Below are 12,371 nucleotides of genomic sequence, written 5' to 3'. Positions count from 1 at the left end.
CGGGCGCCCGGGAAGGGCGGGGCATGGTCGATTGTTACTAAAATCTGGGTGTAAAACGTACGTCTGCTTCTGGCCGGAAGCGGACGCTCCCCTGACTCCCTCCTCAGCCCCTGCAAGCCGGCCGAGGTGACACAGGCACGAAAAACCCCGCAGCTGCGGGGTTCAATCGTGCTCGAAGGACCCAGGCCTATCGGCGCTCGATCCGGTCAGGATGATCGAACCGCCCTCACCCATCAGCGGCAGCGCCTGCTGGACCGTGAAGATCGTACCCTTTAACTCACCTCAGGCTGCACGGACGAGTGCGCGTTGTCGTCGGCGTCGTCGGGCCGTGGGCACAATTGGCGAAACCGTGGAGCGGCGATTCCATGACGAAAACGGCAGGGTGGACGGCGTTGATCGCCGCCCCCGTGCGATCGGCGATGTCTGGCTTAATGCAACAGGCCGTCGTCTCCAGGTTCTGCACTGCCCTTCGCATCGGAGCCGCACAACACGATCGACTGAACAATCGCGGCACGTGTGCGAGACGCCGATGCCTCGGTTAGCATGGCTGTGATGAATGATCCGCTTGCCCGCGCCCTCCTCCAGCTGGCTCATCGCGAAGACGCCAACGAAAACCTCACGACGGCACGCGGTGACGGCTCTTTGATGGCAGCCGCCATCCTCGAGAATCTCGCCGCCGGCAGCCGCAACGCCTACGATGCACCCCACGCCTTTCAGGTCTTTATCCGTGGCGGCGGCAATCCCGGACTTTACAGCGCAACCAGTAGCGCATTGGCCTCGCTGTACGGGCAACATGCTGTCAGCTCACTTCTCGATATCGGGGCCGGCGACGGCATGGCCCTGCTCCCGGCCCTGGCACACGCATCCGTCGCCCCCGGCAGCGTTGACGTTGTAGAACCCGCAGGCCTGTTAGCGACGCTAAGGCCGAAACTTCCCCCCGGCAACGCGTGGCCGCTGACGCTACAGGCGTTCCTGTCGAAGATCGCACCCGGAGATTTCTGGGATCTCGCCCAATCGAGCTTCGCCCTCCAATCAATTCCGCCCATTGAGCGGCTTAATTCACTCAAGCAGCTGCGCGGGCACGTGGCGCGAATTGCCATCGTTGAGTTCGACGTCCCCGAACACAACAATGAAAGCGAACAGGTCGTTTCGATGGCACAACGCTACGAGCGAGCGGCGCAGGAATATGGTGAGGACGGCCCGCTGGTTGCCGGCGGATTTCTAGCCCCCATGCTGCTTGGACAACTACGGGCCACGGCACCGTCGAACTTTGAGCAGCCGGTCTCTGCTTGGTGCAAGGAACTCGAAAGTGCCGGTTTTCGAGTCCGGTCGAGCGCCCATTTGTTTGATTACAGTTGGGCACCAGCCTGGCTCATCGTTGCCGACGCCTGAGCCAGCCCGACGACGCGTCCCGGGAGGCGGGAACGCCCGACCACCACCGTTTTGCTACAAGACGGCTGGTAGCTCAGGCGGACGTCCTAGCAACGCTTGGAAGCGTGGGCCGTTCGTACCAGCGATTGCGGCTCGCCCAGTTCACGAAGGGTATCTTGACCACTCTGGGCAGCTTTCGTCGGTACTGAGCGTCCGCGAAGGTCTGCTTGCGCGGCGCCGGATGGAACGGATGAAGGCGACGCCATTTCCAAGGCCCTATTCGACGAGATCGCAGACCGGCTCGGGGGAGAAAACTCCAAGTCAGCGAAGGCCCGCGCCGCCTCGTTTCGGCGTTACGGTTCTCTGATCACCGGCGCTAGCGTAGCCGAGCTTCCTACGCCTCCAAGCTCGTGGGTCGAGCGGGTGTTCGATGTCAAAAGGTGGACGCCTATGCCCAAAGGCGGGCACTTCGCTGCCATGGAACAGCCGGAGCTCCTGGCGGAAGAAATCCGCGCGTTCTTCCGTCCGTTGCGGTGAGCGGCTGCCCGCGGTTCATTTCTACATAGCGCCGTGTTTAAGCCGATGGGTACGACTTCGGCCCGTTGCTCGACGTTATCCGCCTCAAGCCCGGCTCGAAGGTTGGGGGCCTGTCAGCGTGCGCACGGCCCAACTGCAATGTCCGCTTCTGGCCGGAAGCGGACCTATCGTGTTACTGCTGGTCGGGGCCAGCGGTTGACAGAAGGAAAGCACAGAGCCCCAAGCCCCGAACTACAGCGGGCTTGGGGATCACACAAAGTATTCTCGCGTGTAGTGAATCCGGTAGCGGTCTCTCAGCTCTATCAGTGACTGTGGCGTCAGGGCCGCAAGCACAGCCACCAGGTTCGCCTAAGTAGGCCGGCCGGTCCTGTGGGCGGAAGGCCACGAGGCAATGCGAGGAAACATCGCTGCCCAATTCCCCGCTTGGCCGTCCGCCAGCCATGCGACCCCATCGTGTAACTTTTTGGCACTATCCGTGGGGGGATGAGGAACCTCGATCGACCTGGTCTCCTGTTGCCTCATGTTAGCCATGCCGAGCATCCAGGTACGTACTACGCTCGTCGCGACAGCCGCCAGAGCCGCTCTTCCAGTCGCTACCCGAAGTACTCGCGAACATGAGTAGCAAGTGGCGCTGAAGACGCACCTCTTCGAAGGAACACAGGCTGAGCCAAGCGGCTGCGGAGGCCTGATCAGCGCGATGAACTGCCAGACACCGCCGGGCTCTTCAGCTTGGGCGTGGGCACTTCGGACGTCAGCCACTCCCACGCTTCGCTCGATGGAAGCCGCTCGCCTGGCGCGCAGGTTGTGGAGACCTGACCGAATTCCGCACTCCCATTGCTCGCGGCAGTGGCAAGCGTGTCTGCCGCCCCTACGGATGGGCGGCTGGTGCATGAGGGCTACCACTCGCTCAGGCCACCGAAGAGCGGACCCTGCGTCGAGGTCCGTAGCCACCCATCCCGACGCCTCGAATGAAACCAACCAAGACATTTCGATTCATACAAACAGGAGTAAAAGCAACAGAATCAAGGTGTTGCGGAAGCTCGGATGCTGCCCTAGAGTCGGACCAGTCTGGGACACAGCGAGACATGGCATGCACGACACGACACCCTTGGAGCGACTGCTGCTCAGGGAATATGGCGCCATAGTGGGCACCAGTGACGTCGCCCATCTTCTGGGGTATCGCACACCGTACGCGCTGGCGAAAGCTAGGTCTCGGGGGCGACTCCCGGTCCAGACGTTCCGAATTCCTGGACGCCGAGGATGGTTTGCCAGCACGGCCGAGATTGCAGGCTGGCTCGACTCACTTCCCCAACACACTGTTAGGGAGGGCGCCGCCATGAGTTAACTGGAACTCTGGGGGCGGAAACGACGATGCCCCAGTGGCAACTGGGGCATCGTCATGGAGCAGCGTCGGTTGGGCGCTCACTACCGATTCTACCCCTTCGACTGCTTAGATCAAGCCCAAGAGAACGCGGGAGGATCTCGCTCGCTTTGGCGCTTGTCGAGTGTGTTGCTCGTCCGAACGGCTTCAAGTCCGTTCTGCGGGCACCCGAGGCTATTGCGGAGGGCCCCTCCAGGGGCAAGGAGGAATCGTGGAGCTGAACCATCAGATTCGACGGTCGCCTGCGTACCAGCGGCTGACCCCTCAGGGTGTGGAATACGTTGAACACGCATTGACTGCAGACCCGTCAAGGTTTGTAGGTCGCAACTCCATTTTTAGCGTGAGCGGAGCTTACGCGAGCGACAGGTTTCCACACCTGACCGAGTACGAATCAGGCAGCTGCGAGAAGCTATTCGTTCTCGAGGCCGTGCTCGAACGAAGGGTGCTCGATCTGCGAGCCCAGCCCCCTCCGATTATCCAAGTGATCACAGACAAAAGGGGCAGGAAGAGAGCCGTTGAGGCAACGCCTGACTATCTCGTCTTCGGACTCAATTCGATCGCACTCGTCGAGTGCAAACGAAAAAAGCAACTAGAGGAACTGGTGGGAAGAAGCCCGGACTGGATGCAGATCGACAGCGGCGAGTACATTCACAGTCCGGCACTCGAGGCAGCAAGCAAGTTCGGGATCGACTTCAAGGTGTATTGCCCTGATCACCTACCAATGGCTTACAGGGCAAACCTTCAATTGCTGGCGCGCCTGCCTCGCGAAGATCTCCTCGCGAACTATCCGGGAACACTGCGGTTGATCCGGAAGCGACTGGCAGCGCGTCCGCACACCGTGCTCGAGCTTTGCAGCGCATACGAGGGGGTCACCGGCGCTTGGCTCTATCAGGCGATCTGGCAAGAAGAGCTGTTTGGTCTCTTAAAGCACCAGCACCTGGGGATAGACTTTGTCATTTACGGTACGAAGGCCGAGGCTGACAAACGAACATTACACCTCGATTGCGCTGTGCCCGTCCTGGAACCGGGGCCTCTTCACCTGCGACTACTGCGCGCGTCGAGCAAAGAGTTGGAGTTGGCGGCGGCGGCGCAACAAAGATTCGACCAGAGGCGGGAACGAAAAGCACTAATGAATGCGACCGACTATCGGGACGCACACAACCTCCGTATCGCAAAAGCTGAGCAGGCTCCACGGATGGCTGCGTTCTTGCGCAAATTGGGTGATCGCGGTGGCAAGGGCAATCCTGTTCCGCCCCGTGTGAGAGATGAGACACGAAATCATGCGATTAGCTATCTCTCCAAAGGGGTCCACCCCGCAAAAACGAAAATATACGCAGACTTTCAGATCCACATGGAGGCACTTGGGCTCCCAGTTCCGAGCCGCGAGACCCACCGCCAGATCTTGAATCGAGAGGTGGGTGCAGAAAAGGCAGCGTTTCTTGCTGGTGGAAAGCGGGCAATGCATGCGGTGCGGGCCAGGACGGATGGTGCGAACGCTAATCCCAGTCTGAAAGTAGGCGGCCTACGCGTGCACATTGACGGGGTTTACGGAGACATCAAGTCGAAGAAAAACCATGAATCTGAGTTTGAGCGACCGATTTTCTATCCGCTTGTAGACGATGCGTCGGGCTACATCCTTGGACGGGGAGTCAAGGTTGGGAGGTCAGGCTCTATCGCAGTTCTTATGGCTTATCGGGACTGCTACTTGCGTCACGGGATCCTTCCAGCGCAGGTCGTCTTTGATTGGGGGTCTGAGTTCGTCAACCGCGCGATCCGGGAAACAAGCGGATTCTTCGGCGTCGGCTATGAGCAGCGACCGCCAGGAGCCCCTCGCTTCGGTGCGATGGGAGAGATGTTCAACGCACAGATATCGAGTTTCTTGCAAAGCCTGAGCGGTGGAATGTACTTCGACAAGCTGGGTAGGTCCGCAGATGCTAAGCGGAAGAGCATCGCCACCGCATCCATGAGCATTGAGCAGATCGTAGACAGGGCCGATCAATGGATGTTTGAGGTGTGGAACAGGAGTCCTATTGGAGCGAACTCAAAGACACCTGAGCAGCTCTGGCAGGAATCTCTTGCGTGCTTTCCAGAGGCGGTGGTTCAAGTGAAGGACTGCCTGCTGTCAAGGTACTTCACCTCGCTGCCGGTTAAAGCGAAGCGGGTATCTGCCTCGCGCGGTTTTCGCTACGGAGGTTCCAGCTTCGCGTCGGAACAACTCCCGTCACTGCTGGGCCGCGGGGAACGTCCTGTCAATCCAAGGCTGGACTGTAGTGACCCTTCCACGCTTCACGTGATGACTGAGGCCGGGCCCCTCAGCCTTCGGTCTCTAGATTATCAGCGCTGCCAAGGCTTGTCGGAAGTGCAGAGGCTTGCAGATATGAGGCGCATCTACTTCGCCCGTTCCATTGCGACAGCGAATCAGGAGGCACGCAACATCAAAGAGGCGCGTATCCGGAGGGAGATCGACGCGGTGAGTGTGACAGATCGCCTTGTGCCGGATGAGTCCCTCACAGAACCCCGTTCCACCGCTGAGCTGTTCCTTTCACAAGTCTCGGAGGAGGCGATCGACGCATTGCCTCGGATCCACCGCCATTTGAGGAGTTGAGCATGAGGGACAACGAGCTTCCACTTCAGATTTTCAGCGAGTATCAATACGCTCTCGATCAGTCCATGTTTTTCGGCCAGTTTGCAGAACCCGGCGATATCGGCTTCTGTGTTGGATCGGGCGGTGCCGGGAAGAGTCGATTGGCAAGTCTCATCGGACCGATGTTGTATGGCGATTCCAAGATATGGGCACCAGGGACCCGTCCGTACGTTCTAGTGCAGTTGGATCCGGCAGATCGGGCGTACTTCAGCCCAAAAGCCTTCATCCGCGATTGTCTTCTTGGTCTGGATGACCCTTTCAGGGCGAATGTTGAAGACATAGCCAGTTGGACACTCGACCCTGACATCAAGCAAAGGCTCATGAAGCTCACAAGCCTCCAGTCTTCCAGATCGTACGGGGAACCGGAGATGAGAGCTGCGTTCACGAACCTCGCCCAGTTGCTAGGTGTGAAGCTGATGATCATTGATGAGGCCAATATGATGATGCTGACCCAGAGAACCCGAGTCCCCACTGATTACCTGGAAAGCTTGCGTCGGCTGGGTGACAAAGTAGGTTGCCCGATCCTGTTGTTCGGGACGATCAAGCTTCTGGGGTTGCTCGGGTATAGCGCACAGCTCAATCGACGCACGTTTCGAATACACCTCTCCCGCATGAGTTGCCGTGACGAACTTGGCGCAAGAGAGTTCGCAGGCTTTCTTAGAGGGATTGAGGAAGGCCATGGATTGAATCATGGGCTGCTTACTGGGAGGGCTGTCGATGTTCACAAATGGACGTATGGAATCCCTGGCGAGATCGTAGGTCTTGTCAAGCGAGCAAGAATCTACGCTGGCGCGGACAAGTCAGGAATTGCATGGTGCCACTTGGTGAAAGCGCGTCACCTTCCCGAACAATGGAAGAGGATGATCGCCGAGGCTGACACTATTGAATCCACGATGGAGGGAGAGCTGGAGCCGGTGGCTCGCCAAGTATCAGCTGCGGTTCCCGGTCGAATGAAGGCAAAGCGGATCCCTAACAGGAATTATGGTCAGTGACGCCGCTTGTGCTGCCATATCCCGAGCAACTGGGCACTCCATTCGCAGAGTCACTGCATTCCTTGGTTGCGAGAACTGCCGCGACATACTGCGTCCCATTGAATAAATGTCTTCGTCTAGCCGTGCTCGCGAGTACAGACCAACCTGTCGACATGGGAAGCTACAAAACGCTAAGGGAGTGGGTGGGGCGGGGAGCTTTATGTAGTCGGTTATTGGACGGGTTAGAGAAGCTATCTGGTCGCGTCGATATTCGATTAACAACACTGCAGTGTCTCAGAATTGGACAGAGCCGTGAGCTTATATCGCGCAGGGTTCGGTTATGTCCTTTATGCCTAGATCCTCGGTTCGGATCGGGGTATGGGATGCTTGCCCATCAACTAACGCATGTGCGTCACTGCCCATTGCACCTATGCGCGCTTATCGATCGCTGCGTTTGTGGAACTTTCTTCGGACTTCGTCAGGTTGATTTCGTGGGGCCAAACTGCGTGCGTTGCAAGGCCCAACTGTGGAAACAGACTGGGATTCCGATTCAGATGGATTCCTATGCTGCGTGGCGCGAACAGCAAATGTGGGAACTTGTCGAATACGCATCCGACCGGGAGCGGCTCTTGGCTCCGGATGAGTGGCTCGCGAGGTTCCATTTAGGGATGGCGCGTTTGATGAGTTTTCTTGAGCCGTACACGAGTTCCGAGCGCCGTGTCATTCGGGAGGTCGCAAAGAGGTGCAGGAAGGATCTCTGCGCGCGCCCTTCATTGAATACTTTGCTCGGACTCGCAGTAGTGCAAGCAAGAGGAGTGGTAGATCTACTGCGTGCGCCTGATGCCGCTCTCACTCCTCGGCTGCTTGATATTGGGAGCGTGAAGGTGGAGCGGGACAAGCGCAGGACCAAATCAGGATCGGCGTTGAATCGAGCAAAGAAGATGCTGAAGGACCTGCTCGCATTACCTGACGAGGCCGAGCTGCCGTCGGTGACCGGGGTGCTGAGCCATGGAAATATTCGCCACGTAAACATCTGGCGTGCTGACCCACTACTGCTGGAGCGTTACCAACGGGAGCGCCGACGTCGGAGGGCCCGCGTCAAAAGCAAAATAAAAAAGGCTGCACAGTTCCAAGCTGCGTTGCTTGTGCAGGAGCGCGTATCCAAGGGTATCCTGCCGGAAATTCGCCGCGACGGCGCTCAGCTAATGATTGCTACCGGAGCCACCAAAGAAGTTGCAGAACAGGCAATGCGTTCCGTACTGCTTGGGTGGTCCGTATTTATTCCCGAGCTAGAGCTGGGCGGGGATCCTACGCGTCAGGGCTAAGGGGCCTGCCCGGGGTATCAACCGGATTCTCTGCCACTAAGCAGGCCGACAGAGCCTCTGCTGTTTCTAGACACCCGTGATCGGGGCACGCCTATCCGCCTTTCTGTGTGGTTGTTTGGTGGCCTAGCGGGTGCCTTGCGAGGGGGGCACGCGGTCGCGGACTTGGTCGGAGACCGGTAGCACTCGGAGCCCTTCGACCTTGGCGCCGGCGCGGGCGAAAACTGGAACGCGTCCCGGCCATGATCATGGACGAAGTGCTGGTAAAACTGGCTCCGCTCCTCGAGTGAAGCTTAGAGGTGTTCTCATGGAGCAAAGCGCCGTGTTCAAAGCAGCCATACAAAGCAAGACGATCAAGCAACACGCACTCGAGCGGCTATTCCCTGGCGGCACGGATGCCGATCAAGCATGGCAGGAGCTGAGCGCCCTGTTGGGTGGACGCATCGACGAGGGTCTGACGGGAAAGGTGTCGGCCAAGAGCGTCGGCGAAATTCTTGATGAAGAGCTGATCGGAGGAAGGCGTCCTGTGTTTTCCTTATAAACACCAAGACACCTTTGTAAGGGATCGTCTATATCGTTATAGACTGACGGTCAGTTTATAAGGATCGAATTCCACGCAGATGCGCAGAGATCAGCTCGCGGCGAGCCTACGGCCTTACCTGGCGCCAGCTTTGGGTCACCCCAACGTGTGTGCCCTCGTCGCCCCGGCTACGCCAAGATCCATCCCTGGTGGTCAGTGTCACCATGCGGCGATCACCCGTGCTCACGAGGCACTCGGAAGGCTCCGGGGAGCAATGGCCCACATCCGCAATGCGGACATGGTTACCAGGACGTTGGCGCGTCGCGAGGCAGTGAGCAGCTCGCAGATCGAGGGGACAAAGGCCACGCTCTCGGAGTTGCTCACCTATGAAGCGACACGCGGGGCTGACGGCCTCGCGCCGGATGTTACCGTCACCGAGCGGTACGTCACGGCGCTCCAGCATGGCTTGAACCGTGTTCGGGAAAGTGGCCGTGCTGCCTTGACGCTTCAGCTCGTCCACGAGCTCCACAAGATCCTCCTGGCCACGGAGGAAGGCCAGTTCCCGGTCGGGGAATACAGGCACACGCAGGCGTGGATTGGGAGCAGCCTTCGAATCGAGGACGCAACGTTCGTACCGGCACCCCCGGCACAAATCCCCGGCTGTATGGCAGAGCTGGAGACAAGTATTTTCCAGTACGCCCAACGGGAAGATGAGATCGCCCAGATGACGATCGTCGCGCAACTGGCAGTCGCGCATGCCCAGTTCGAGATGATCCACCCGTATCACGATGGCAATGGCCGTACTGGACGGCTGCTGCTGCCACTGATGCTTGCGGCGGAAGGCTACCCACCGCTCTATCTCTCCGGCGCGCTACTGCGAGTCAGGCGCGGCTACTACGAGGCCTTGGCCAGTGTGCAGCTGCGCGGTGACTGGGGCGCTTGGGTTGAGCTGCTGTGCCACTCGATCGTCAATTCCTGCGACGAATCCATCTCAATCGCCGAGGACCTGCTCCAACTGGTCGAGGGCTGGGAAGCCGAGCTCGCATCCTTCCGCTCCGATTCCGCCACCAGGCGCTTGCCCCGGTTCCTGCTCGGACATCCCGTGCTGTCGGTGAAGCAGGCGATGGAGGTTCTTGGCGTGTCGCAACCGGCCGCGAACGCAGCGCTGAACAACCTCCTCGCGGCTGGGGTAGTGACCTTGGTCGATGAGCGCAAGTGGGGTCGGGTTTTCCAGGCGACCACGATCTTGGAGCGGCTCGATCAGGCACCTGGCTAGATGATATGACTATTTGTGGGTTGTCTGTGGCCCACCCTACGGCTGTACAGGAGGGGCGGACCCAGTCTCACTGCTCCATGCCTATGCCGAACCGCTTCTCCCAGCGCTGCGCAAAGTGCAATTCTTTCGCAACAGGCGCGAACTCGTGATCCTTCCATTTATCGCGCGCCGTTACATGTCGAACCGGCGATCCCCGCACGGAGGAAGGTCGCAGCCTGTGCGACAGCTTGACGGGATGCTGGTTTCAATTCTGCCGAAATTAGGATCGACCATGACCATGCCAAACGAAAGGACCAGAGCGGTGGTCTGGGCCGGCGGTTTCCTGATTGAACTGGCGCGGGACAAAAGCCTCCCTCTCGCCGTCAGGCAACAAGCCGTGCAAATTGCACGACATTTCCCCACTGTTGAGCAGGTGTCGTCTATGGCCAACCCCGGTCCTTTGTCGGATTTCGGCATGGGGCTAGAGGATCCCGGCGCGCATCCTGAGTGGGCCGAGCAATGCCGGTTCGGCCCACTTAGTTACTCCACTCGGCTGAGTTGGCCTGATGAGTAGTAAGTGACGGCAGCGCCGGGACTGATCCCAGTGTCTCGCCAGGGAGAGCTATGCAAGCGCGTTAGGCGCCAGATTCCCTTCGGGTCATCCGGTTGGACTTGCCGACAGCTCGCAGGAGCACGCGTCAACCGGGAGGCTGGGAAGACCACCTTTGCGGCGGGACCGACCTTCGGAGGCGCCGGTACTTGAATTAGCTGGATTTCGGAGGTCGAGCTAATCTTAGCTAGGTCCAGCTAAGATTAGCTGGCTCCCGTTATTCGAGCTAATTTAGGGCGGGGCAGGCTAGGGCATCTGTCAATAGTGCCCGGTGCTGACGCGCTCCGGTCCGATTGGAGGAATGGTATGCCCCGCCTGCTTTGACTGCGGAATCGACGAGGCGGATGGGGGGACAAATGTAGCTGCGAGCGACACCAGCTTGAAATCTGTGCTGCCACCGGGGCAGAAGCGCTGCAGATCTCGCACGGACTCACACTCTACTCTTCTCGGAAAATCACACTTTCAGTTCGCTGGCCAATTTCGCCCAGCAATGAGCCGAAAAAGCTGCGGTGGCGTGAAAGAGGCGTTGGAGAGCAATCACTTAGCGGCGAAACCGAGGAAACCTAGAAGTTGTTGGGGGCCACTTCAAAAAGCCAGAAGATCTTGAGAATTCGCTCACTAACTGCTTGTGGGCCCACGCGGAATCGTCGCAGAAAAGATTGGTGCGCCTGGAGGGATTCGAACCCCCGACCAATGGCTTCGGAAGCCACTACTCTATCCGGCTGAGCTACAGGCGCATGTTGTGACCGCGTTACGGTCAACCCGGCGGTACGGGGAAGGCATTCTAGCGGTAAATCGGGTCGTGCGGTGCCGGCGCGACGGCATCGTCCATAATTGCCCCATGAGCTACGAGCGTTTTGAACCCGAGCACGTTGCGCCCTGGAAGGCCCGCGTGCGGCTGTACTGGAAGCTGACCCGCAACGACCGTCCCATCGGCTGGTTGCTGCTGCTGTGGCCGACCTGGTGGGGGCTGTGGCTGGCCGCCGAGGGCGTGCCGCCGTTGTGGACGCTGTTCGTGTTCACCGCCGGGGTCTGGCTGACCCGGTCGGCCGGCTGCGTGGTCAACGACTATGCCGATCGCTGGCTCGACCCTCATGTGGAGCGCACGCGGCAACGGCCGCTGGCGACCGGCGCGGTGCGTGGGCGCGAGGCGCTGGCGTTGTTCGCGGTACTGATGCTGGCCGCCTTCGCGTTGGTGCTGACGATGAACCGGCTCACGGTATGGATGAGTCTGATCGGCCTGTTGCTGGCGGCAACCTACCCCTACCTCAAGCGCTACACCTACCTGCCGCAGGTCTACCTGGGCATGGCTTTTGGCTGGGGCATCCCGATGGCGTTCGCCGCGGTGACCGGCGAGGTGCCGGCACTGGCGTGGCTGCTGTATATCGCCAACATCCTGTGGTCGACGGCCTACGACACCTGGTACGCGATGGTCGACCGCGACGACGACATCAAGGTTGGTGCGAAGTCCACCGCGGTGCTGTTTGGCGATCTGGATCTGGTCGCCCAGGCGGTGCTGTACGTCATGTTCTTCGCGGCGTTGGTCCTGGTGGGTCAGCGCGCGTCGCTGGCGGGTGCCTATTGGGCCGGGCTGGCGGTCGCGGCGGTGCTGGTGGCATGGGAGTTCCGGATCTCGCGCAACCGCGAGCGCGGCCCCCTGTTCCGGGCGTTCCTGCATAACCACTGGGTTGGCCTGGCGATTTTTGCCGGCATTGCGATGGACCTCGCGCTGCGCTGATAACGGCTGCCGGTAACACCAG

General features: G+C 59.6%; 8 protein-coding genes, 1 tRNA gene and 1 pseudogene. 8 read left to right on the top strand and 2 right to left on the bottom strand.

The window, feature by feature from the left end; genetic code table 11:
• Nucleotides 1-177 precede the first annotated feature (177 nt).
• Nucleotides 178-276, bottom strand: a pseudogene (locus ACW7G0_RS13935) (oxidoreductase); the annotation flags it as partial.
• Nucleotides 277-552: 276 nt separating this feature from the next.
• On the opposite strand from ACW7G0_RS13935, the gene ACW7G0_RS13930 reads away from it, so the two are divergent.
• The 7 genes from ACW7G0_RS13930 to ACW7G0_RS13900 all read left to right on the top strand — a co-directional run bounded on the left by ACW7G0_RS13930 (nucleotide 553) and on the right by ACW7G0_RS13900 (nucleotide 10,575).
• Entirely contained in the window at nucleotides 553-1,392 is an 840-nt protein-coding gene (locus ACW7G0_RS13930) for a hypothetical protein (protein ID WP_456990552.1), read from the top strand.
• A gap of 2,108 nt (nucleotides 1,393-3,500) precedes the next feature.
• Nucleotides 3,501-5,894: a hypothetical protein gene (locus tag ACW7G0_RS13925; RefSeq protein WP_456990550.1), complete on the top strand. Its 2,394-nt coding sequence runs from the start codon at nucleotides 3,501-3,503 to the stop codon at nucleotides 5,892-5,894.
• 2 nt (nucleotides 5,895-5,896) lie between these two features.
• Nucleotides 5,897-6,925 (top strand): AAA family ATPase, encoded by a 1,029-nt coding sequence (locus ACW7G0_RS13920; protein WP_456990548.1) that lies wholly within the window; start codon nucleotides 5,897-5,899, stop codon nucleotides 6,923-6,925.
• Nucleotides 6,922-8,229, top strand: coding sequence for a TniQ family protein (locus tag ACW7G0_RS13915; protein ID WP_456990547.1), 1,308 nt, complete (start codon nucleotides 6,922-6,924; stop codon nucleotides 8,227-8,229). The genes ACW7G0_RS13920 and ACW7G0_RS13915 overlap by 4 nt, the downstream gene beginning before the upstream one ends.
• A 304-nt stretch (nucleotides 8,230-8,533) precedes the next feature.
• On the top strand, nucleotides 8,534-8,767 hold the full coding sequence (locus ACW7G0_RS13910; RefSeq protein ID WP_456990545.1) for an antitoxin: 234 nt from the start codon (nucleotides 8,534-8,536) through the stop codon (nucleotides 8,765-8,767).
• A gap of 79 nt (nucleotides 8,768-8,846) precedes the next feature.
• A complete protein-coding gene (locus ACW7G0_RS13905) occupies nucleotides 8,847-10,022 on the top strand; it encodes a Fic family protein (protein ID WP_456990543.1) in 1,176 nt (391 codons plus the stop codon).
• 271 nt (nucleotides 10,023-10,293) lie between these two features.
• Nucleotides 10,294-10,575 (top strand): BPSL0761 family protein, encoded by a 282-nt coding sequence (locus ACW7G0_RS13900; protein ID WP_456990541.1) that lies wholly within the window; start codon nucleotides 10,294-10,296, stop codon nucleotides 10,573-10,575.
• 696 nt (nucleotides 10,576-11,271) lie between these two features.
• Here ACW7G0_RS13900 and ACW7G0_RS13895 read toward each other — a convergent pair.
• Nucleotides 11,272-11,348, bottom strand: a tRNA-Arg gene (locus ACW7G0_RS13895).
• Nucleotides 11,349-11,452: 104 nt separating this feature from the next.
• On the opposite strand from ACW7G0_RS13895, the gene ubiA reads away from it, so the two are divergent.
• Complete coding sequence (gene ubiA, locus ACW7G0_RS13890; RefSeq protein WP_456990539.1) at nucleotides 11,453-12,349, top strand: 4-hydroxybenzoate octaprenyltransferase; 897 nt, start codon at nucleotides 11,453-11,455, stop codon at nucleotides 12,347-12,349.
• Nucleotides 12,350-12,371 lie beyond the last annotated feature (22 nt).

This window comes from Lysobacter sp. A286, from assembly GCF_054052105.1.
The sequence above is the reverse complement of the archived record's forward strand: the minus strand, read 5'-3'. Positions and strand labels throughout refer to the sequence as shown.